Here is a 23,982-nt window from a genome sequence, read left to right as displayed (position 1 = left end):
CGCCTGAGCCTCGATGAGCAGATCCGCGCGTCGCGGAGGAACCGGGTGCAGGTCCTCATCAACCCTGACTCCACCATGGCAAAGTCCGCCATGGTGGAGTCAGGGTTGATGAGGACCTGCACCCGGTTCCTCCGCGACGCGCGGATCTGCTCATCGAGGCTCAGGCGCTGGTGATGTCGGCGCTGGGACCGTACCGCCAGGGCGAAGTGCGCACGTAGCCATACCGGGCGAGCGCCTCGTGCGAGCAGAGCAGCCGGACGGGGAGTGCGCCGGCTCCCATCAGCTCCAGCGCCTCGGCGGCGTCCATGCCGTCATCGACAGGTAGGCGACTGTGCTCGGTGCCATCGCACATCCTTAACGCGAGCTCGTCGTGGTGCAAGGTGGCCCTCAGCCACAGCGAAAGCAGCACACTCTCGACGTCAGGCCCTCGACCGGCATTCTGGGCACCTCGGGCCCTTCACCTACCGGCCTCGACGGTGCAGGCAGGAAGCCAGCTGCAGCTGGCTGCTGGGGAGCTGGCCGGGTCGGAGCTTCCCCACACCGACCCGGCCAGTCTGACGGGTGAGCCGGAGCTTCCCCACACCGACCCGGCCAGTCTGACGGGTGAGCCGGAGCTTCCCCATACCAGCCTGCCCGTCGTGCGTCAGCTTGGCACAGGCGTTGGATCTTGTCAGGTCGCCTCGGTGTCCTCTTCAAGGACGCGCCGGTCGGGCAACGTGCTGGCGATCGTCATCATCTGCACCTCTACCGGTCCTGCTCGCGATGCCAGGCATGCCTTGACATGCCACACGCGCATCAGGGAGTGGACTCAACACACGGCGCGGCTCGACACTGGGCGAGCGCGCTCGCGAGGAGGCAGTGATGTCGGTGGTTGAAAGCATTCTGAGGTCGCTGGGGCTGTGGTGGGAACGGTTACACATCTTCTCCGCCGACCTCCCCCAGCACGAGGGGGTCACGTCCCGGTGGACCCGCGACCTCCGCGAGGCGGGTGAGACCCAGGTGCATCCAGGGGAGCTCGTCGAGCTGCACGTGACCCTCCCGCCAGGCATCGCCCTGACCGCAACCAACCCGCCGGTCCGCTTCGACATCCTCGAGTTCGACTGGCTGATCCAGGGGGGTGGCGACGACCCTCTCGAGAGCATCAGTGCGCCCGGTGCACCGGACCCGGAGGGCGACTTCGCGGTCTTGGAGCGGACCGTCATCGAGCGGGCGCATACGGCAACCGAGCCAAGTCTGGCTGCGGTCGTCGACCGTTACTGCGCCGAGCATCCCGCCGACTTCGAGTCCCGGGTGCTCGTGGTGCGGGACGCGCAGCACGGGTGGACGGATGTCGTCGCGTGGTGGCGGGTGCCGGTCATCGACGACTCAGAGCCCCGCGCGTACTTCATCGCCGAGCTGTCCGAGGACGTGCGCGACGCGACGCCGGAGCTGCTCCATGTCGCCCCCTCCGCGTCGCCAGGGGTGTCGGTGCGTGTGCACGGCACGGTTCGCGACACTGTCACCGCCGGAGGTGAACAGGCCCAGCCGGTACCGTCCGCGTCCGTCACCCTCGGTGATCGGACGTCGACGACGACGGCGGCCGGCACCTACGTCATCGACGCCCGGGTCGGGGTCGGTGAGACCACTCTGACGGTCAGCCGCCCGGGCATCGACACCCGGACGTACACCCTCGATGTCGCCACACGACCCGACGGCGGCACCGACGTGACGGTGACCGACGAGAACGGCGTGCAGGCGGTGACCGGCACGGCGGCGGACGCGACGCTACCGACGGTCACCCTCCAGCTCGAGGTGGGCGCGCTCGTGCACCGGGTGGCGGGCACCGTCGTGTGGCCCGATACCCGCATCATCGCCGCCGGCGCCGTACCCACCACGCTCTCGGGCCGGTACGTCTGTGCGCTGCGCCTCGACGTCGGACCTCTGCGCCCACAGCTGCCGCGCACGAGCAGGGAGTGGGAGGCCCTCCGCAGCCGGCCGGACGTGCTGCGGTCCGCACGACCGGACCGTCCGGCCCGAGGGGAGGCGACCGACGACAACGGCCGGTTCGAGCTGTCGTTCGTCGACCTGCGCGCTGACGCGCAGTACCTGTGGTGGGTGGAGGCGGTGGACCCACGCGACCCCGCACGCCGAGTCCCCGAAGCCGTGGTCCGCACGATCGCCGCACCGCAGATGCGTCGGATGAACGTCCAAGGCAGCACCTACACTCCCGACCGCCAGGACCGGCGGGTGGTCATCGCCACCGGATTCCTCGGCGGTGGCGTCGAGGCGGCGCTCGAGGTTATGCGAGTCGTCGACACCGCCCCTGAAGGCGCCCCACCGGCGTTGCGGCTGCTGCGCGCCCGCCCGGTGAACCCGGACGGGATCGATGCTACCCCGCCGGTGGACGTGGACGAGCTTGTCGTCGATGCCGCGGCCCGCCGTGCCGCCGGCCTCACGCTGGAGGTGCTGCCGCTCATCCCCGTGCTTGAGCGGCCAGAGGACCGGTCCGCACGCGCCAGCTGGGCGCACACCGAGCTCCAGACGAGGCTGGACGCCCGCCACCCGCGTGGTCACCTGCTCAACGGCCTGCGCTGGGTGCTCGACGCGCGGCTTGGGCCGACGGCAACGTGGGACGACGCCGCCGCGTGTGCCGTGCTCGAGCGCACGCTGCTCTCCCACCCATCGCTGACGCCGGCCTCCATGCACAACCCGAGCTGGGGCTGGTCCCGCGGGGATGCGGTGAGCGCAGCCGACCTCGCGCGCGTCGACCAGGGAGCCAACGCGCTCTTCGCCAACCGCTCCCTCGCCGAGGAGCTGCTGCCGGTACTGGCCATGCCAGTGCCGCGGCTGCTCGGCCTCGTCGAGAGTCGGCACCTGCTTGTCTCTCCCGGGCACGGCCTGTACGCCGCCCCGGCCGCGAGCACCACCTACCGCACAGGCCGGGCCGCGTGGAGCGGGTACAGCGCAGTCATCGAGAACTGGGGCGGCGAGGACGAGAACGTCGTCGGCATCTCGGCGGGCGTCCGACAGGTCGCGGCAGCCAACGGGATCCGCACCACGGTCGGCCGCGAGACCGACCCCACCGTGCCCGGCATCCGGCAGCTGGCCAACGGCACGTTCGTCGCGGTGGACCCGGTCACCGCGCCGGACCACCCCCGGCTCTGGCAGCAGAACTCCTACTACTGGATCGCTGCGGTGCACGACCAGGCGGCTCCGCCCGGTGGGCCGATCGTCCAAGGCAACGCCAGCAACGGCAACATCAACAGCGCGGGGATCACCCAGCGGCTCGAGCTGTTCCGTCGGCTGGCAGCGAGCCCGCTGCAACCGGTCGACGTGTTCGTCGCGGTCCACACCAACGCAGGCGCCCCGGCCGCCCGCGGGTACCTGGCGATGTATCTCGACATCCGCCCCACCCCCGCCTCCCCGGCGCCCGGCCAGGCGGGCTACGTCGAGGGCAACACCGAGGCCCGTGCCTTCGCGACGGACCTGGCCACCGAAATCGATGCCGAAGTCGGGCTCAACAACCGCAGGGCGCGGTCGTACTACTCCATCAACGGGAACACCACCAGCGAGCTCGCGACCACGGTCGACCACTTCCGCGACGGGTCCGCGGTGCAGGGAATCCGCTCGCTCACCAACCCGAACGGGAACCTCGCCGCGATCTCCTTCCCCCGACCCGGCGGACGCGCGATCCCGGTGGGCTACCTCGAGCTGGGGTACCACTCCAACAGCGATGATGCGGCCGCCCTCGCCCAAGCGTGGTGCCGCAACGCGATGGCGGTAGGCATCGCGCGCGCCTGCGAGCAGTCGCTGCGCCGGCGGACCGACGCGCTCACCGGCCTCGACGTCGTCGCTCTGCTCCGCGCCGCCTTCGGCTCGATCCCGGCGGTCACCGCGCTCACGAGCGGCGCGAACCCGCTCGGCGCGGGTGCGGTCACCGGAGCTCGGGTCGGGACCGCCATCGCCGCGGCGAGCGGCGAGACCCCGCCGGTGGCCGGCGCCACGTTGGACGCGGTGGTGACCGCGATCGAGACCGCGGTGGCCGGCGCGAGCCGGCGCGCTCTCGTGGAACGGACGGCCGCCGCGCTGGCTTTGCTGGCGGGGTACGACCCGGCGGACGCGACCCAGGCCGATGCGATGGCGGAGGCGGCGCTGCGGCCGCTGCTCACCGCTCTCGGCGCGACCATCCCGGACGGCGCGGTACCGACCATCGATGAGCTGCCCCGGGAAGCGCGTCCACCGACTCGTGCCGACGCCGCAGCGGTCCTCGCCGCCGGGCTCGGCATCCGCCCCGGGGACCTGGCGAGCATCACCCGGCCGGTCAACGGCGTCACGGTGCTCCCGGCGGCACTTCCGGCGGGGGTCGGCGGCCTGGACCCGCCCGGGGCGTACGTCACCAGTGCGACGATCGACGCCGCGGTGACCGCGATCGGGATGCTGCGACCGGTGGACGCGTACCGGCTGCTCGACGTCCGCGTCACCGATGCGAGGGGCGCCGACCGCCGGGACCCGCTGCTCGCGGGCCAACACATCCACCTGAGGATCGGCACCGGCGGCACGCCCTGGCGCGTGACACCAGCCGACATCCGGTTCACCGTGCGCCGTGCCGGGGAGCCCGACGTGACGTTGCGCTGCGGCGTCCGCCGGCTCGACGCGCTCGTCACCGAGCCGTGGCCGGTCCCGCAGACGGCGGGTCGGACGGAGCTCACGGTCACGGCGACGATCACCCACCCGACGGCGGGGAACCAGACGCTCGGCCCGGTGCGGTTCGCGATGACCGTCGCCACCCCCTAGCGCACCAGGCACGAGATCCGCGCGACGACGGCGGTGCCCGATCGGGCGTCCCCCCATCCCCGGTCAGCCGAGGCCTTACCAGGCGAGTTCGCCGCCGCTACGCTCATCGCCACGTGACCCGGGGCGGCTGGCGACGTCATCAAGGGTGTGATGGCCAGGGTGTCCAGGGTGATCCAGCCGATCACCGAGGCGCTGTGAGGGCCGACGATGAGCCTTGACGTGAGAGTCGATCCACGCACCTCCAACCTGCTCACCGCCGTCGGCCTCACCGACGCCGACGGCCACCTCCTCGGCAGCTGGTTCGAGGACCCGCTCGCCGCGATCCGGCGGGTCCTGGTCGATCCTGCGCAGCGATCCGCGCTGCTGCGCCTGCTGGACGAGCTGCTGCCGCCCGACCCGAGCCGGCCCGGCTGGTACCCGCTGCTGGACACGCAGGCCAGCAACCTCTTCCTCACCGTCGAGGACGACGTCATCGGGCTGGCCGGTGTCCTCCGCAGCAGTGACGTCGGCTCCGGCGTCGGAGAGGTGCTCGGCAGCGTCCGGCTGCCCCTGCTGAGCGTCGCAGGAGACCTCGAGGCGATCGCCGGCACCGCCCGTGGGCCGCTGCTGGTCGGCGTCGACGTCGAGTTCCCCGGCGACGAGATCCCGATGGCGGCCGTGGGCGCCGCGGTCAGCGTGCACCTGGACGACGCCGCGCCGCCGGGAGTGCACGCCGGGGTGCGGGTCACCGTCAACGACTTCCACCTCGGCGACGACGAACCGGTCGACCTCGTCGTCGACTCCGACTCCCTCGGCGCCGACCTCGTCCGCGTGCTGCAACTGCTGCTCAAGGAGGTGGTCGACACCCTCGCCGCCGAGGCCGGCGACAACGGGCAGCTGGCGAGGCTGGCAGACCACCTCTTCGAGCTGCTCGGGATGAGCACCGACGGATCGTCGGCGATCCCGCCGCTGCCGTTGGAGGAGCTGTTCCGGCGGCCGGAGGCGATGCTCGACTGGCTCGTCGACATCGTCGACACGCCCGCCACCCTCGCCACCTGGGCGACCCACCTGGCCGGCCTCATCGGCGACGACCTGCCCGTGGCCGGCAGCGGCAGCCAGGCCCAACCGTTCCGCGCCAGGCTGCTCGACTCCGACGTCGTCGACCTCTTCCTGTCCCTCCTCGTCACCGCCGACCGCGAGCTGGAGATCGGGCTGGAGGTGCGGGTGGACGCCGGTCCGGTCGCGCTGACGGGCACGGTCACCGTGCTGCGGGTCCCGCTCCCCGCGCTCGCCGGCCTGCCGGCCGACCCGGCAGCACCGCCCCGCCGGACCGCCGTCGTCCCCGAGGTGATCGTCGCACTCGTGGCACCGGCCGCCGGCGAGCTCGTCAGCAACAACCCCACCGTGCAGGTCGGCAACCTCGGCGCGGGCTTCCGGCTCACCGACGGCACCCTGGTGCCCTGGCTGACGATGACGGACGTGCTCATTGACGGCCAAGAGCACGGGGTCGTCGACCTCACCGACGCCGATGCGGTGATCGGGGTGGCCACCGACGCCGCGCTGGCCGTGCTGGAGGATGCCTTCGGCGACTCCCCGGCGGCGCGGGCGCTGCTCACCCTCCTGGGCCTGCGCCGGCCCGACTCCGACCCGACCTTCCCGCACCGGATCGACCCGGCGGCGCTCGGCCGCGACCCCACCCTGGCCCTCGGCGAGCTGCACCGCGGCATCCTCCAGGATCCCGCCCACCCCTGGTCGCACATGCTGGAGCAGGTGGCCGTGCTGGTCGGGCTGACCCCGGCGGTCACCGGCGCCGGCACCGGCGCGCACCCCTGGCGTATCGCGGTCGCCGCCGCCGGCTCGGTCAGCCTGTCGCTGGCCGCCTGGAACGCCCGCACGGAAGCCGATCCGGCGGGCCTGCAGCGGCTCCGGCTGGGGCTGTGGGCCGGTGCCGCCGACGGTGCCTTCAAGGGCCGGTTGCTGGTCGAGCTGCTGGCGATCGACCTGCCGGCCACTGGTGCCGGGTCCGTCGCCCTCATCGGCCGGTCGCAGCTGCTGGTCGAGCTCACGCCGGACGGTCCGCTGGAGCTGTCGGGCCTGCAGCTGACGTCCGGGCCGGCGACGGCGTCGGCCGGCTGGCGGCCCGGGGAGCCCCCGACGTGGCAGATCGGCCTCACCGGCGTCACCGTCACCGTGGACGGCGCCGAGCTCGGGCCGTACAGCTGGGTGCTGCCCGGCCTGCAGGGCGACCTCGGCCTGGGGTCGGACGCCATCCGGCTGCTGGGTCAGGTCCTCAGCTCCGCACTGCGGACGTGGGCCGGCGAACCGGCCTACGTCGTCGCCGCGCTGCTCGGGCTGCACCGCGACCTGCCCGCGCTGCCCGACGACTGGCCGCTGCTCGCCGACCTCATCGCCGGCGCCGACCAGCTCCAGGTGCTCCTGGACGATCCCGCGACGGCGGTGCGGGCCCACCTGCACCAGGCGCTCACCGGGATGTCACCGGACGGCGTGCCGCGCGCCGGCACCTTCCTCGAGCTGCTCGGCCGGCTGCTGCCGGGCGCCTTCAGCACCGGCGACCCCTTCGGTGGTGCTCCTGAACTGCCGGCTGCGCGACCGATCTCCGGCTCCGGCACGTACGACGACCCGTGGATCCTCCGGATGGTCCAGGAAACGGCCGACGCCGCTCAGGGGGTCACGTCGGTCGACGGCCTCGCCTGGCTCGATCCCGCCGGGCCGCCCGCCAACTGGATCACCGCCATCGCCCAGCGCGCCGCCGACGTCAGCGACGGCGCCCGGTTGGCTGACTTCCTAGCGGAGGCCTCGGCGTTCCGTCCCCCGCTGACGTCGCTGCTCGCGGGACGCGACGCCGCCACCCTGGCAGCGGGCTTCGACGCGTTGGCCGCATGGCTGGCCGACGGCGACGGACTCGTCCCACTCACCGCGCAACTGCCCGCCGGCTGGGCCCACGGCACCACCGTCACCGTTCCGCACGGGCTGCTGCCGAGGGATCCCGCGGTGATCATCCAGGTGGTCGGCCGATTGGCCGCGGGAGGCGGCCCCGTGCTCCTCGTCGCCCCACCGTTCACCGACCACTCGATCTTCACCGAGCTGGTCACCGCGATCAGCGGAGCGCCTCCGGTCCCCGGCGGGCACGCCGATCTGCGCGCGCTGCCCGACCCGGCCGAAGTCGACCTTTCCGTCCAGCTCACCGCCGTCGCGCCGGTCTACACGGCCGACCTGCTCCCCGACGCCCCCCTCAGCGAGGTCGACCAGCTCCGGCGGGTGGTCGAGCGGGTCCGCGCCCTCACCGGGCAGCCGGTCCGGGTGGTCGGGCACTCCACGGCCGGGGTCGTCGCCCGGCATCTGGCCGCCAGCCGGCCCGACCTGGTCGCGGACCTCGTCACGATCGGCAGCCCGCACGCCGGCAGCGACGTGCGCCCGCTGGTCGACCCGGTGCTGGCCGACGCGCTGCGGGTCGCCGCGTCGGTCGCTGGACCGGTCGCCGACAGCGCCCTGGGAGCCAGCGTCGGCCAGCTCGCCGCGCTGCTCGATGGCGCCGACGGCGCGCTCGGTGGGGCGGTCCGGTCGACCTGGTTCGCCGGTGCGCCGGTCGGCCTCGTCGACCCCGTGCCGGGTCTGGCGATCGGCTCCCGGATCGGCGGCGACCTGCTCGGCCTGCTCGCCGGGGCCACTCTCACCGGGCTCGCCGGCGGCGAGGCGCCGACCCACGTCGCTTTCGGCGTCCGCCTCGGGCTCACCACCCCCCGCGCTGACCCGGCGGCAGCAAGCCCCGGCGACATCACGCTGTCCGCCGACGCCCGGGTCGACCTCGCCCGGCTGCGGCTGCTCCCCGACGCCCCCGAGCCGCCCCGGGCGGCGACGGCGCTCGGCGTCGACGCCGTGATCTACCGCCCGGACGGCTGGCTCGTCGGCGAGGGAACCCTCCCCCCCGGACCGATCACCGCGCGCGTGCGACGGGTCGAGGCCGGGGTGACGGTGGCCCCGGCCGCGCCGGGTGCCGGTGCGGGCGGGGTTGGGAGCCGGGGCGGCGCGCTGGCGATCGCGCCCCGCCTCCACCTGGTCGACGCCGCCGTCGCCGCCGGTCCCGTCCGGAAGGCACTGACCCTCACCGACGAGGAGCTCCGCCTGGCGCTGGACGCGGTCCTGGCCGAGCTCACCGCCGCGCTCGCGAACCCGGCCGCGCAAGCCGCAGTGGACCTGCTGGCGGCGGCCGGGCTGGTCATCGACACCACCGAGGGATTCCGCGCATCGATCCACGGCCTCGCCGACCTCGCCACCGTGCCGGTCCGCACGCTCACCGAGCGGCGCGCCGCGCTGCTCACCGCGCTCTTGCAGGTCCTCGGTGACATCGACACCTCGGGGATCGACCTCGGCGGGCTCGACCCCGGCTCGTTCAGCGTCGCACCACCCGCGCTGCCGCTGCGCCTCAGCCTGGACGACACCACGCTCATCGTCCGCCTCGAGACCACCTCCAACCTCACCCTGGCTGGCCCCTTCCGGCTCGGCGGCCGGCTCGACCTCGACACCCGCACGCTCGCCACCGCGTTGGACGTCTCGCTGGTCGCCGGCCCTGCCGCGCTCCGCCGGGACCTGTCCGGCACCATCACCGTCGTCGCCCACCCGTGGCTCAGCCCGGCGCTGAACCTGCGCCCGCTCGACCCGATCGCGCTGCGGGCCAAGCTGCTCGACCTCGTCGTCGACCTCACGCTGTCGGCGGTCACCACTGCGCTACTCGGCGGGTTCGCCGGCAGCGGCGGTGTGGTTCCGCCGGTCAGCGCCCTCATCCGTGACCCGGGAGGCTGGCTGCGCAGCCCGACGGCGCTGGGCAACGACGCCGGACAGCTCGCCGGCGAGAAGGTCAACGACCTGCTCCGCACCATCGGTGGCGCCCTTGGGCTGGACGACAGCCAGGGCCTCGCGCTGCCCGGTGACTTCGTGCTGCGGGCCTCGGGTGCCGACCCGCTTCGCCTCGAGCTCTCCGGTACCTTCGGCGACGCCGACGGCCCGGTCGGTGCAACCGTCGCCCTCGCCGTGGACCTCGCCCCCGGGGCGTCGGGCCCGGTGGTGACGCCGGCCGGCAGCATCACCCTGGACCTCGACCTGCCCGGCGACTGGGGCGAGGTGACGATGGCCTTTAGCGTCGACTCCACGGGTGTCCACCTGCTCGTCTCCCCGGAGAACGTCACACCGATCCAGCTGCTGCCGACCGTGACGGGCTTGGGCGAGCTGCTGGGCAGCACGCTGACCGCGCTGGTGCCGAAGGTGCTCCAGGAGATCACCGACGCGCTACGTCCCCAGACCCCGCACCCGGTGCTGGACGTCGCCCTCGACGTCGCAGAGGCGCTGGGCATCTACGACCCGGCCGCCTCGGGCTTCCTCGGCAGCGCGCAGGCCGAGCGGCTGCGGCACATGCTCGACCCCGGCTGGCTCAAGACCCAGGTGAGCGACCCCGCGCTGCTCATCGGCCACATCGAGCGGCTCTTCGGCGCCGGCTCCGGCTCCGGCTCCGGTCCTGTCCCGCTGCCTCCCGGCCACCGGATCCTGCGCACCGAGAACCGGCTGCGCTGGCAGATGGACCTGCTGCCCGGGTGCGAGCTCGGCGTCGAGCTGGGCTGGGCGGCCGCCGGCCACCCCCAGGTGCGGGTCACGCTCACTGGGCTGGACACCGGCCCGGTCACCATCGTCCAAGCCCGGCTCGGCTACCTCGACGGCGTCGAGGGACTCGTCCGGCTCCGGCTCGAGGTCGGCGACCCGCTCGACTGGTTCACCCCCGAGCTGGAGATCGATCTCGCAGGTGACCGCCTCGCCGTCCGGCTCCTCCCGCTCGGCGAGGCCGCCGCCGACGACGTCGAGGTGGTGCTCCTGCCGGAGCCGGCGTTCGTCCTCACCCCGCAGGGCGGCCTGCAGCTCACCAGCAACTGGCTGCTGCCCCTCGTAGTCCGCTACGTCCTGCCGCACGTCGAGGACCTGCTCGAGCGGCCGCTGTGGCCCAGCGGGCCGACCGCGCACCGGGTCCTGCGCGGCGCAGGGCTGCTCACCAGCGACAGCGGACCGATCCGGCTCGTCACCCGGTTCCCCGAGCCGGCCGCCATCGGGATGGGCGCGCTGCAGGGCGCACTGTCGGGCGTCTCGGTCGACGTCACCGACGATCTCGAGCTCGGCTTCAGCGAGGACGACGGGCGCCTCGGCATCCGGCTGCGGGGGTCGGTCACCTTCCCCGGTGACATCGCGGTGACGCTGCTCTTCGGCTCGCAGGACTGGATCGGCGTCGACGCCGGGGTCACCGCGTGGCTGGTCGGCCCCTCCACCGACCCGCAGCTGCCGGTCGCCCCAGCGCCTGGCCTCGACGTCGTCGGCGTCGGCCTGCAGATCGCCGGCTCCGACGCGGACCACCCGCTGTTCGGCGGTGAGGACGGCGCCGTCCGGCTCGGCGGGCTGGCCGCGACGTTCTTCGGCGAGTTCGCCTTCTGGGACCCGGCCACCAGCGGCACCACCTTCGTCGTCGACGGTCTCGGCGCGGCGGTCGAGCTGACCGACGCCGTGATCCGGGTCGACGGGTCCGACGGCGACTCCTTCGTGGCCCAACTCATCCCGCAGGAGCTCGGCGCCGGCTTCACGACGGCGATCGCCTACCGCGACGACCGGCTCGAGGTGCACGGCGGCCCGGGCGACCTCGACAACGGCATCGAGCTCACCTTCCCGCTCGACCTCGACATCCTCGACCTGCTCTACCTGCGCGAGCTGTACCTCGCCGCGGTGCTCGGGCAGCACAGCGACATCGTCGCGGCGCTGTCCGGCAACGCCACGCTCGGCCCGATCGCGGTGGCCGTCACCCGGGTCGGGCTGCGGGCGGCCATCACGGGCTCCGGCGCCGCGCTGTCCTTCAAGCCACCGGACGGCTTCGGCTTCTCGCTGGATGCGTCCACCGTCCGTCTGGGCGGCTTCCTGCTCGTCGACGAGGCCCGCGGCCGGTACGTCGGCGCACTCGAGATCGCGGTCTTAGAGAAGTTCGCGCTGACCGCGATCGGCATCGTCACCACCAAGGCACCGGACGGCTCACCCGGGTTCTCGGTGCTTATGCTCATCACAGTCACGCTTCCGGTGCCGATCCCGCTCGGCTTCGGGTTCTTCTTCGCCGGCGCCGGCGGCCTCCTCGGCCTCAACCGCGGCATGGACGTCGACCGCATCCGCGACGGACTACGCAACGGCACCGCTGACTCGATCCTCTTCCCCACCGACATCATCAACCGCATCGACGTCATCGTCCGGGATCTGGAGGAGGCGTTTCCGGCGCAGGAGGGGCACTTCCTCATCGCGCCGATGGCGCTGCTCACCTGGATGAACCCACCGCTGGTGACGCTGAAGGTCGGCCTCGTGCTGGAGATCGCGCCGCAGCCGAACATCGCCCTGCTCGGCGTGCTCCGGCTGGCGCTGCCCACCGCCGACGCCGCCATCGTCGACCTCAAGGTCGCATTCCTCGGCGGCATCGACATCGCCGCCGGGCTGCTCTACTTCGACGCCGCGATCTACGACTCGTTCATCGGTTTGGGCGACTTCAAGCTCAGCCTCGAGGGCGACATCGCCATCCGGCTCTCCTGGGGCGCCCGGCCCGACCTCGTGGTCTCCATCGGCGGCTTCCACCCGAGCTACTCGCCGGCGGCCCACCTCCGGCTCCCGTCGATGCGCCGGCTCACCCTGTCGCTGCTCAAGGACAACCCGCGCCTCACGCTCCGGCTGTACTTCGCGCTGACCTCGAACACCATCCAGTTCGGGGCGCAGCTGGAGCTCTTCGTCGGCGTGGAGGGCTTCTCCATCAGCGGCGAGCTCGGCTTCGACGTGCTCGTGCAGTTCGCGCCGTTCCTCATCGACGCGCACATGTGGGGCCAGCTCGCCGTCACCGCCGGGGGCACCGACATCTGCTCGATCAGCCTGGACCTCACGCTGCGGGGGCCGACGCCGTGGTACGCCTACGGCAGGGCAAGCTTCAAGATCCTCTTCTTCAAGGTCACCGTCGAGGTCGAAGCGACCTTCGGCGAGCGCCACGAGACCACCATCCCGGCCGAGCCAGTGCTGCCGAAGGTGCTCGACCAGCTCCGCGACCCCTTGAACTGGTCCGCCGAGCTGTCTGAGACCTCGGCCGGCGTCACCCTGCTGCCCCTGCCGACGGGCGAGCTGGTGGTCGACGCCGGCGGTCTGCTCGCCGCCCGGCAGAACCTCATCCCACTGGCGACCGACATCGGCCTGGTCGGCAAGACCCCGCCGAGCGACGTCAGCCGGGTCACCATCACCGGCCTGGCCTTCGGCACCCAGAGCGCCCCTTCCGGCACCGAGAGCGTCCCCTTCGACGACGTCACGGCAGCGTTCTCGCCCGCGACCTTCGCCGGGGCCAAGGAGACCGGCGCCGACCTGCTCAAGGCCCCCGCCTTCGAGGACCGCCCCCACGGGGTCCGCGCCGTCGCGGGCCAGTCGTTGGAGGCGGACGTCGTCCTGCACCACCCGCAGCGCTTCGAGCTCATCGTCATCGACGACCCCGATCCGGCGGCGCCGACCCCGCCGGCCGTCCCCGTGACGCCGCGGCTGGTCTTCTCCCGGCTGGTGCCCGGCGGCACGACCGCCGCTTCCGCCCCGGCGGCGCAGCAGCGCAGGCTCGCCGAGCGGGGCAAGGTCCGCCAGGCCGTCACGGCGGAGCCGAGGTTCGCGGTCACCTCTACGCACTCGCTGGCGCCGCTGGACGATGACGGACGCCCCGTCGTCGACGGGGCCGGGCTGCTGTCCCGCAGCGAGGCCGAGCAGCGGCTGGCGGCGCTCGCCGGGGCCGGGGCGGCCGATGTCCGCTACCAGGTCGTCCCGGAGGTGCAGGTTGTCCGTTGAGCTGCCGGAGTACAGCTTCTTGCCGTGGTCCCGCCGTGGCATCGCCACCCGGGTGGACCAGGTCGACCACCTCGGTGCCACGCCGGACGCCGGCCCGCGCGACCGCGCCACGCTGTCCGCAGCGCTCACCCTGGAGGCCGTCCCGGTCCCCGGTGCGCCGGCGCTCGCACCGGTTTCCGTCACCCAGCAGGTCTCCATCGTCGGTCCGGGCGACGTCAGGGGCTTCCGGCCCGGCACGGTGCTGCGGGTCGTGCCGGTTCCCGGCAGCGTCGACGCCACCCCGGGCGAACTCGCCTACGTGGAGTTCTACGACGAGGACCTCCCGTGGCGCTACACCCCCGCCCGGGCCACCGCCGACCACCGGCTACGGCCGTGGCTCGTCCTGCTCGTGCTCGCCGACGGCGAGTACTCGCTCACCCCGGTGCCCGGGGAGCCGGCGATCCTCGCCGTCGCCGACACCGCACCGCTGCCGCCGGTCACCGAGACTTGGGCGTGGGCGCACGTCCAGGCCCACGGCGACCTCGGTGCGGGTGACCCCGGCGACCTGCTGGACGCCCGGGTCCGGTCGGAACCGGACCTGGCGCTCTCCCGGCTGCTCAGCCCGCGGCGGCTGGACCTGGACACCGGCTACCGGGCCTTCGTGGTACCGGCCTTCGAGGTCGGCCGGCTCGCGGCCCTGGGGACCCCGGCCGAGCCGGGCACCGTCCCCGCGCAGCGACCCTCGTGGGGGCAGGGGCAGCCGCGGCGCTTCCCGGTCCTGCACGACTGGTCCTTCCGGACCGGGGCGCTGACCGACTTCGAGGTGCTCGCCCGGCGGCCGCGGGCGTACCGGATCGAGGCCGACGACTTCGGCGCCCGCGACCTGGACATCTCGGACCCCGGCGCAGGCGTCGACGTGGCGCCCGGCACGACCGTGGGTCTCGAGGGGGCTCTGGCGCCGGTCGACTTCGACGGCCGCACGCCGTTCCCGGACGCACCGGGGGCCGACGTCGCCGGCCGGCTGCAGGCGGTCGTCGACCTGGCCGTCGACTTTCGCGACGCCGGCGCGGACGCCAGCGAGGACCCGATCATCACGCCGCCCGCGTACGCCCGCAAGCACGCCGGGCTCGAGAGGGTCGCCGACGCCACCACCGGCGACACCCGGTGGGTCGCCGAGCTCAACCTGGACCCGCGCAACCGGGCGGCCGCCGGACTGGGCGCCGAGATCGTCCGGCAGCGCGACGAGGAGTACATGGAGCGGGCCTGGGCCCAGGTCGAGGAGCTCGACGCCGTCAACCAGCGGCTGCGGGAGGCCGACCTCGCGATCGCCACCAGCGAGCGGGTCTTCGCCAAGCACATCGCCCCGGCCGGCATCGACCGGCTGCTCGGGCTCACCGCGGCCGCCCAGTCCGCGTTGCGCAGCGCCGCCGGGACCGACCGCACCATCCGCGGGGAGGTCGACGCGAGCCGGGTGCCCGCCGCCGCGCAGGCACCGGCCTTCCGGCGCATCACCCGGCCCGCGCGCCCCCTCATGAGGGCGCTCACGGCCGAGACCGACCTGCAGGACGGCCTGCTCGATCGGCTCAACGAGGCGCCCGGCGTCGCGGTCTCCACCGCGCCGCCCGCTGCGGAGCCGGTGCTGGGCGTCGATCCGACGCAGGTGTCCGCCGTCGTCGAGGCGGTCGCCGCCCAGCTGCCACGCGGCCGCGACGTCTTCCCGGTGCTGGCCGGCGCCGCCGTGGAGGCCAGGCGGCAGGCGGGCACGCTTGCCGAGCTGACCCTCTCCGCGCTGCGCACGGCGGTGGCGAACGCCCTCGACGCCTGGTATCCGCCATCGGACCCCGCGCACACGGCGCTCCGGGACGAGGTGGCGATCCTCAGCACCGCGCTCCTCGACGGCTCGCTCACCACCGGTGCCGGCGACGACCCGACCGTCGTCGAGATGGGTGCCGACGCCTTCACCACCCACTACGGAACCGCGATCGACGGCAAGAACCACCTCGCCCTGGTGATCGCCCGGGAGAGCGCGACGACCCTCGCAACCCTGGCCCCCACCGCCGGCCCGCTCAACGCGGCCGAGTTCGCCGGCGCCTTCACCGAGTTCGGGGCCTTCGCCGCGTCCCGCCCCCTGCCGGCACCCGCCGCCGCACTGCGGCCACCGGCCGCGCTCGCTATCCAGGTGGCGCACGAGCTGCGACCGTCGGTGGCGATGGCGGCCCGGCTCGCCACCGTGCTCGGCGGGGTCCCCGACCTGTCCGCGGAGCTCGCCAACAGCCATCGCCTGCGGCCCGTCGTGGCCTACCCCACCTTCGAGGACCCCCTCTTCAACCCGCTGCGGCAGCTCTCGCAGGACTATGTCATCCCCAACATCACGAACCTGCCGACGGAGTCAATCTCGCTCATGGTCCCCAACGTGCGCTTCATCGAGTCGCTGCTGGCCGGGGTGAACACCGAGCTCGCCCGCCAGCTGCTGTGGCACGAGTACCCGACCGACCAGCGCGGCACGTACTTCCGCCGGTTCTTCGACGCCGCCGACGCCGGCGCGGACCGGCCGCCGGACATCGGTGAGCTGCACCTGTGGGACCGTGACCTGGGCAGCAATGCTCCCCGGCTGTCGGGGCTGCTCGTGCTCGTCGTGCGTGCCGAGCTGCTGGTGAAGTTTCCCGACACCATCGTGTTCGCCCAGCACGGCCGCTACACCGGCACCGGCCGTCGCCGCACCCTCGACGAGGCCGGCGAGGTCCGCTACCCGGTGGTCCGCGGCCACCTCGACCCGGACATCTCGATCTACGGCTTCGAGCTGACCCTGGACGAGGCCGCCGGGACGGACACCGACGCCGGGTTCTTCTTCTGCTTCATGGAACGTCCGGGGCAGCTGCGCTTCGGCCTGGACCTCGACGAGGACCCGGCCGCCCCACCGCCGGCGCTCACCAGCTGGGACGACCTGGCGTGGAAGCACCTGCAACCGGTGGCCGGGCAGTTGCCGGCGCAGGTGCTGGTGGCGGACAACGCGGGCCTCACGCCGACCAGCCCCGGTCTGCCGGGCTGGGGCCAGACCTCAGCCCACCTGGCGTCGATCCTCTGCCAGAACCCGGTATGGCTGGCTCGGCACGCCACCGACATGCTCCCGGTCGACTGAGCGAGGGAGGGAGGAGATGAGCAGCAGCACCGTCGACTGGTCGACCCTCACCACCGCCCCGGGCACCGCGGACGCGGTCGCCGACCTCACCGCGCTGGTCGCCGACCTCGACCCGCAGGTGCCGGCGGTGCTTCTGCCGGTCCGGGTCGAGACCCGGTTCACCACCGTCGAGATCCCCGACAAGACCGATCACCTCGCCGTCGTGCTGGACTCGTTGGTCGACATCACCGCGATCCTCGACCGCCTCGCGGGCCGCCACTACGCCACCGAGCTCACCGGGAGCATCAAGCAGCAGAAGGAGATCCGCCAGGAGGTGGAGGCCGCGCTCTACCGGGCGGCCGACCGCGACCTCGCCGCCCTCGCCGACGCCCTCGAGCATCTGCGCATCCGGTTGCAGCAGCCGGTCACCACCGGCACGCCGGAGCAGCAGCACCGCCTGACCGGCGCCGGCCGCGCGCTGGGCCGCCAGCTCGAGGCCGCGCGGGCCGCGCTGGGACAGCTGCGCTCGGACTACCAGCGCGACCGCCTCGTCGGCGAGCTCGCCGCCCAGCAGGTCGTCGTCGACGAGCGTGTCCGCACCATCGAGGACCGGCTCCTGGCGACCCTGCGGCTGGGCAGCGACCTCGGTATCCGGCCCGGTGCACAGGTCGCCCGGGAGCGCGGCCGCACGCCGCTGGGGCAACCGTTGCGTCCCGCCGTCCCGCCGCCCACCGGTCCCGACCGGCCACCGGTGGGTGGCGCGCTGCCGGACCCGCTGGCCCACGTCGTCCCCGCCCGCCGGGTGGTGCTCGAGGACGGCACCACCGCGGAGGCGCTGGATGCCAGGCGCAAGCTGCCGCTGCGCCACGAGCAGCTCGTCGCTTCGGCCGAGGCGGCCGAGCTGATCCTTCGGCGGCTCGGTGACCGGACCGCCGCGCTCGGCCCCGACCTGCAGGCGGCGGCCGCCGGCATCACGGTGCTGCCCGGAGCGCTGAAGGCCGAGCTCCTGGCGAAGCTGGACGCGGCTGCCGGTCGGCCGGGGAGCGTCGAGGTCCGCGCCGAGATCGCCGCCACCCCCAGCGACCGGCCCGAGCTCGACGACGCCGTCCCGGAGCGGGCGGCCACCGCCGTGTTCGCCCTTGCCGACCGCACCAGGCTCGAGCACCAGCTGTGGGTGCGGTTCCACCCGGAGCCGCTGGCGGCGGACAGCCACGAGGAGGAGCTGACCGACACCGAACGTGCCGACGGCGCCTCCTTCTGGACCGAGACCGCCGCAGCTGGCGGGGACGAGGAGCTGCGCAAGGGCGCCTGGCGCGCACTGTGCATCGGCCGCAGCACGCGCCGGGCCGCCTGGGTCGCCAGGGTCACCGAGCCCGGCGCGGCCGCCCCGACGTCCGGGGCCCTCGCAGCGGAGGCGATCTCCGACGCCGTCACCGTCCTCGAGAAGCGGCTCGGCGAGCTCACACGCCCCGTCCGGGGCCCACGCCGACCGGTGCGCGAGCCCCTCCGACCGGTACGCGACCCACGACCAGTACGGGACCCACGACCCGTGCGGGACCCGCGAGAACCGGTGCGGGAGGTGCGCGAGCCGGGGCCGTCGTCCGGCGAGGACCTGACCCAGCGACAGGCGGCCGCCGTCGGTCGCGCGCTCGCCGGCGTCGGGTCGGCGATCGAGGCGGCCCCGCCGCTGCCGGCCGCTGCCATCCCCGGCCTCGCCGCCCGGCTACGGGCCCAGCAGGCCGCCGTCGAGGCGCTGCCCCGCAGCTTGGGCAACGTCCCCGCCGAGTGGTCGAAGCGTCTCGCCGAGGCCGCGTACCGGATCGACCGTTCCCCGGTCGAGCCGGCACCCGGGGCCGGCGGGGCCGCCGTCGGCAGCCGGACCGGGACCTGGACCCGGGCCGCGTCGTCCACGGTGCTGCCCCGCCGGTTCGCCGTCGTGACGGTCTCCGGGGGGAAGGCCGGCAAGCTCGCCGCGGGGCGGCCGGTCCCCGCCGACCTGCACCTCAGCCTCGACCCCTCCACGGACACCTTCACCCTCGACGACGACGGCAACCTCGTGGTCCCAGACCCGCTGCGCTGGATGACCGACTTCGAGGAGGCCGAGGCGAAGGGGATGGCCCTGCGGGTCGCTCTCACCCCTCAGGAGGCCGAGCACGGGTTCGACGAGCTGCTTGTGCTGGGGCTCGCCGACGGCGACGCCGACGACGGCGCCCGGCGGCTCACGACGATGCTCGAGGCCCACCACTACACCGGCGAGGGGCTCTCGCTGCTGCCGGTCGGCACCCCGACGAACAACACCGAGGACGAGCCGGCCGGCTACTCCAGCACCGACGACCCCGACACCGCCTTCCCGATCGAGCGGGGCGCGTCGCTGGTGGCCGCGTCCACCGAGTCCGACGGCGCCCGGCTCGCGACGGCGCTGGGCGTGGCCGCCGACGTATTCGACCACGTCGCCGGCGCGGACGGCACCGACGCCGCCGACGCGCTGCTCACCAACCGGACGCTGTACCCGGGCACCGTCGGGCACGCCCTCGACGAGCTCCTTCCGGGCCTGCTCAGCCGGGACGCCCGCGAGCGGCTGCGCACGTACGCGCTCGGTCACGTCGCCGCGAGCGGGCTGCTACCCACCGTGCGGGTCGACGACCAGCCGTACGGCTTCCTGCCCGCCATCGCCCTCAGCCGGTTCCAGCCGCACCTGCGGGATGCAGGCCTGCACGACGCCGCGGCGGGCGAGCGGGCGCGCCAGGAGCGCTTCGAGACCACGCTGCTCGCCCTCCTCCGCCGGCTCCACGAGGACTGGTCCCGGATGCGTGACGGCGTCGACGGAGGGGCCGCCGTCAAGCACGCCCACAGCCCGCAGATCGGGCAGCCCGGATTCGACGCGCAGCAGCACTTCCTGGCGATGCTGGGGCTGGAAGCCACCTCGGCCGGGGCGAGCTACCGGTTCGCCGTCAACGTGGCCGACCGCAGCGGCGTCCGCGGGGAACCGGAGCTGGGCCTGGGCTTCGCGATCCCGCCCGCCGACGGGTCGGCCACGGACCCCGAGGCGGCCTACGGCCCGTTCGCGCTGATGGAGCACCTGGTCGAGGTGCTGCGGACGGCGTTCGGGCTGCCCGCCGGGTCGTTGCCGAGGGACCCCTCGTCCGGCCGCGCGTCGACGGACTGGGAACCGGTCCTCCACCGCCTCGAGACGTCCCGCGCCTACGGGCTCCGGCTGCTTGAGGGTCGCTGGCCGCTGCAGGGCGTGACGTCGCTCGCGCCCGACGGGAGCACACCCGGCACAGGCACGTCGATCCACCACCTGCTGAACCTCACGACGGCTCAGCTGCGCGCCCGCAGCGAGGCCGACCTCTCCGGCCTCGGGCTCGCCGAGATCCTCGTGCGGCACGCGTTGCTGGCGGAGGAACGCCGGGTCGCCGCCGGGCTGCTCATCAACCGCGAGCTCCTCACCGAGGAGGCGGTCGCCCAGCTGGGCTCGTCCAGCATCTTCCGTACCTGGTCGGCCGGCAGCGTCCACCAGACCTCGTCCTGGGGACTGCTGCTCAGCACCGTCGACCAGCTGGTGGTGCTGAGCGGCGCCGGGGTCGCCGTCCCGCCGGACCTCACCGGCCGTGCCCTCGCCGACGTCCTTCGATCCCCGCTGGCGCCCGAGCTGGCGGCGCACCGCAGCGCCGTCACCAGCTTCGCCGCGCTGCCCGCCGACCGGATGACCCGGCTCACCCGCGAGCACCTCGACCTCGCCGGCCACCGGCTGGACGCCTGGCTCACCGGACTCGCGCAGCGCCGGCTCGGCGCGTTGCGCGCCCGGCGCGCCACCGGGGCGCAGGTGGGGGCCTACGGATGGGTGCAGGACCTGCGCCCCAAGGGCGCCGGCACGCCGGCCACCGGGGTGCCGGCTGCGTTGGCCGCGCTGCCCGGCCGACCGCTGATCACCGACCCGACCGCCGAGGGCTTCGTCCAGACGCCGTCGCCGACGCATGCGGTGACCGCGGCGGTGCTCCGGGCGGCGTACCGCTCGAGGCGCGCCCAGGGCTCGCTGAACAACGAGATGTCGGTCAACCTGTCCTCCGACCGGGTCCGGGTGGCGCTGTCCCTCATCGACGGGGTGCGGGCGGGCAACGACCTGGGTGCGTTGCTCGGCTACCGGCTGGAACGCTTCCTGCACGAGTACTACGACCGACCCGACACCCCGCACGTCGTCGAACTGGACTCGGCGATCTTCCCGCTGCGACGGGCCTTCCCGACGGTGGCCGCCGTCGACCCGGGCGCGGCCGCGGTGACCGAACCGACGCGCTACGTCGTGGACGGGCTCGCGCTCGTCAGCACGCTGCTGGACTGGGTCAAGCGCGAGTACCCGAACGCGAGCGGGACGCTGTTCGAGACGCTGTGGGGCCACCGCAGCGACTACCCGTGGGGCATCGGCGACGTCACGGGCAGCGTCCTGCCCGCGAAGGAGCAGCCGGACGAGCTCATCGGGGTGCTGCGCGGCATCGACTCGATCGCCGACGCCCTCGACGCCCTCGCCGACCTCACCACCAGCGAGACCGTGCACCAACTCGTCCGGGGAAACCACACCCGGGCCGCGGCCGTGCTCGCCGCGCTTAGCGAGGGGACCGCGATCCCGCACCCGGAGGTCACGGACACCCCGCGGAGCGGCCTGCCGGTCACGCACCGACTCCTCCTGCAGCTCCCGGCGGTCGACGCCGCCCCGGTCGTCGCGCCGCCAGGGTGGCAGGGCGTCCCGATGACACCGCGGGCGGCGCTGGAACCGGCGGTGAACGCGTGGCTGGCGGGGCTGCTCGGCGATCCGGGGGCGATCCGGGTGCGCCTCACGGGTGGTGGCCTGGCGCCGGGCGCGGCGCTGCCGGAGGTCTCGGTCGCCGGCCTCGCACTGCAACCGATGGACCTGGTCGCCCTGCTCGCCGACGGCTTCGACTCCGCCGTCGGCAACCTCACCGCGCGGGTCTTGCACGAGCTGCGCCCGTCGGACCTGCCACCGGACCAGCCCGGGGTCGTCGCCTCCGACGGGGCGCGCTCGACCGCCACCGACGCCTGGCGGATCGAGCCGGGGCGGGCGGCGGCCTGGAGTCCGGGCATCCACAGCATCACCGACGTCGCGCCGCTCGTGGAAAGCTGCGCGGACCTGCTCGCCACCAGCCGGCCCGCCCGGGCCTTCGACTTCGCCGCCCCGGAAGTGACCGCCGTCGCCGGGGACGGCACCGACCTCGATGACCTGCGCAGCCGCGTCGAGCACGTGCTCGACGGCGCGCGAGCCGACGCGCTCACCCTCGCCCGGCTGCTGGCGGAAGATCCGGGCCTGGAGGAGTCGGTGCTCGACGGCGACCCGGCCGTGTGGCTGGGCGCGCTGCGCACGCCGGTACCGGGGGACCCCGCCGCCGAGCGGCCCAGCGCGTGGCTGCCGTCGCTGGACATCACCGGCGGCTCGCCCGCGCGGGTCGCCGAGAAGCTCGCCCGGCTCGACGCGTTCTGGGCGGGCAGGGACGCGTGGCACGACGCGGCCAAAGCCGCCGGGGCCTACGGAATCCGGGTCGGGCTGCCGCGGCGCTTCCTGTCCCGGACCCAGGTGAGCACGGAGCTGCTGCAGTCCGCCGAGGTCGCCTTCCTCGACCTCGCCGGACGGTGCCGGGCGGCGGCCGCCACCCTCGCCGCGGCCGGCGAGGGTGGCGGCCCGGTCTCCGCCTCGAGCTGGGTGCAGGTGGCCACCGACCTGCTCGGCGAGGGCGTCACCCTGGTACCCCGGGTGATGCTGGACCCGGTCCGGGCCGACCTGCGGGCCGCCCTCGACGCCGATCTCGTCAGCCCGGCCGAGCTCGACGCCTGGCTCGAGGGCGCTGCTGCCGTCCGGCCGGGCGCGGCGGACCTGGCCGACGTGCAGGTGCTGGCCGAAGCCCTCGGACGACCCGCCGTCGCCGGACAGGTCGCCCAGCTGCCGCACGTCGACGGCGACCCGTGGCTCGGCGGGCCGCTGCCCGACCCGGCAGGACTCACCGGCCGGGTGAGTCTGGCGATCATGGGCGCCGACAGGTTGCCCACCGCCGGGGCGAGCGGCACCGCGCTGCTCGTCGACGAGTGGAGCGAGTCCGTGCCCTACCGGGAGGAGGTCACCGGCGCGGCGCTCCACTACGACCAGCCGGACGCGACCGCACCGCAGGCCATCCTGCTCGCGGTGCCGCCGGTGCTCGACCAGCCGTGGACCATCCCCGACCTCGCCGCCGTGCTGCACGACACCTTGGAGCTCGCCCGCAACCGCATGGTCGAGCTGGAGCAGGTCGGTGCCAGCCGGTACGGCCAGCTGCTCCCGCTGCTCGTCGGCGAGGTGGTACCGAACGCGGCCGGGCGGGACGTCGCCGGAGACCGCGTCATCCTCGACTTCCACCAGAACAACCCGTAGACCGATGAGGACGTGACATCGATGGCCTTCATCTCCGCGACGTGCGAGCCACTCCGGATCTGGTCGCGCCTGGAGCCGCGCACCCGCGAGGCGGACTTCGCCGGCACCCTGGCGGCCAAGATCGCCGACCCCGTGTTCCTGCTGGGCCGGCAGTGGCAGTTCGGGGAGTTCGCGGGCTCCGACGGCGGGTCGGCGATCTTCGCGACCCTCGCCCGGGAGGTGGGCCCGGTGGTGATCCCCGGCTCCGACGACGGCCTGGATGCGAGCACGGAGCGGCTGCCGATCAGCTTCCCGCTCATCGTGCGGGCCCGGCTCGGCCGCACGCTGCTCACCCGGATGAACTCCGCGGCCGACGCGGCCGGCATCGACCCCGCCGACTACGACCCGGCCCTCTACCGAGAGCTCTTCTACCGCTTCTTCGGTCCGCAGGAGCCCGAGCCCAGCACCCCGGTCGCCGTGGCCCAGGACCGGAGCGCGCCACGGGCGGTCCGGGCACGGCGGGCGCTGCGCGGTCGCTGCGTCGACGGCGTGCGGGTGTACGAGCTCACCCCGCCCGACCTGACGGTCTCTACGTTCCCGCCCGCCTTCGCCGCTGCGCTCCCCCCCGGCCAGACCGAACTCGTCCGCGACGTGCTGCTGGCTTACCGGGCATGGTTCGAGCGCACCTTCCTCCAGCCCGGCGGCCCTCATCAGAGCCGGTGGGAGGCCGATCAGCTGGAGTACGCCGTCGACGGCATCGTCGTCCGGGGCGCGTCCAGCACCGAGCTGAGCGCCGCCGAGCACCAGGGCGGGCACCTGGACTGGTACTCCTTCGACCAGGGCGCCACTCTTC

At 74.1% G+C, this 23,982-nt stretch carries 5 protein-coding genes and 1 pseudogene; 5 read left to right on the top strand and 1 reads right to left on the bottom strand.

Annotated features, from left to right (window positions below):
• Positions 1 to 160 precede the first annotated feature (160 nt).
• Positions 161 to 409, bottom strand: coding sequence for a hypothetical protein (locus GTQ99_RS04735; protein WP_166614590.1), 249 nt, complete (start codon positions 407 to 409; stop codon positions 161 to 163).
• 452 nt (positions 410 to 861) lie between these two features.
• On the opposite strand from GTQ99_RS04735, the gene GTQ99_RS04730 reads away from it, so the two are divergent.
• The 5 genes and pseudogenes from GTQ99_RS04730 to GTQ99_RS04710 all read left to right on the top strand — a co-directional run.
• Positions 862 to 4,773 carry an N-acetylmuramoyl-L-alanine amidase gene (locus GTQ99_RS04730; protein ID WP_166614589.1) on the top strand — a complete coding sequence of 1,304 codons (3,912 nt, stop codon included), beginning with the start codon at positions 862 to 864 and terminating at the stop codon, positions 4,771 to 4,773.
• Between the two features lie 219 nt (positions 4,774 to 4,992).
• Positions 4,993 to 13,641 carry a DUF6603 domain-containing protein gene (locus tag GTQ99_RS04725; protein ID WP_166614588.1) on the top strand — a complete coding sequence of 2,883 codons (8,649 nt, stop codon included), beginning with the start codon at positions 4,993 to 4,995 and terminating at the stop codon, positions 13,639 to 13,641.
• Entirely contained in the window at positions 13,631 to 16,759 is a 3,129-nt protein-coding gene (locus tag GTQ99_RS04720) for a hypothetical protein (protein WP_166614587.1), read from the top strand. Before GTQ99_RS04725 ends, GTQ99_RS04720 begins: the two co-directional genes overlap by 11 nt.
• A 16-nt stretch (positions 16,760 to 16,775) precedes the next feature.
• Positions 16,776 to 23,150 carry a hypothetical protein gene (locus GTQ99_RS04715; protein WP_166614586.1) on the top strand — a complete coding sequence of 2,125 codons (6,375 nt, stop codon included), beginning with the start codon at positions 16,776 to 16,778 and terminating at the stop codon, positions 23,148 to 23,150.
• A gap of 21 nt (positions 23,151 to 23,171) precedes the next feature.
• A pseudogene (locus tag GTQ99_RS04710) lies at positions 23,172 to 23,982 on the top strand (hypothetical protein); the annotation flags it as partial.

Source organism: Kineococcus vitellinus, from assembly GCF_009906315.1.
GTDB lineage: Bacteria > Actinomycetota > Actinomycetes > Actinomycetales > Kineococcaceae > Kineococcus > Kineococcus vitellinus.
This window is presented reverse-complemented; position numbering and strand designations above follow the sequence as displayed.

What these genes read in the sequence shown, in the direction of transcription:
- GTQ99_RS04730 (WP_166614589.1), top strand. Translation starts at nt 862, where the DNA reads ATGTCGGTGGTTGAAAGCATTCTGAGGTCGCTGGGGCTGTGGTGGGAA.
- GTQ99_RS04715 (WP_166614586.1), top strand. Translation starts at nt 16,776, where the DNA reads ATGAGCAGCAGCACCGTCGACTGGTCGACCCTCACCACCGCCCCGGGC.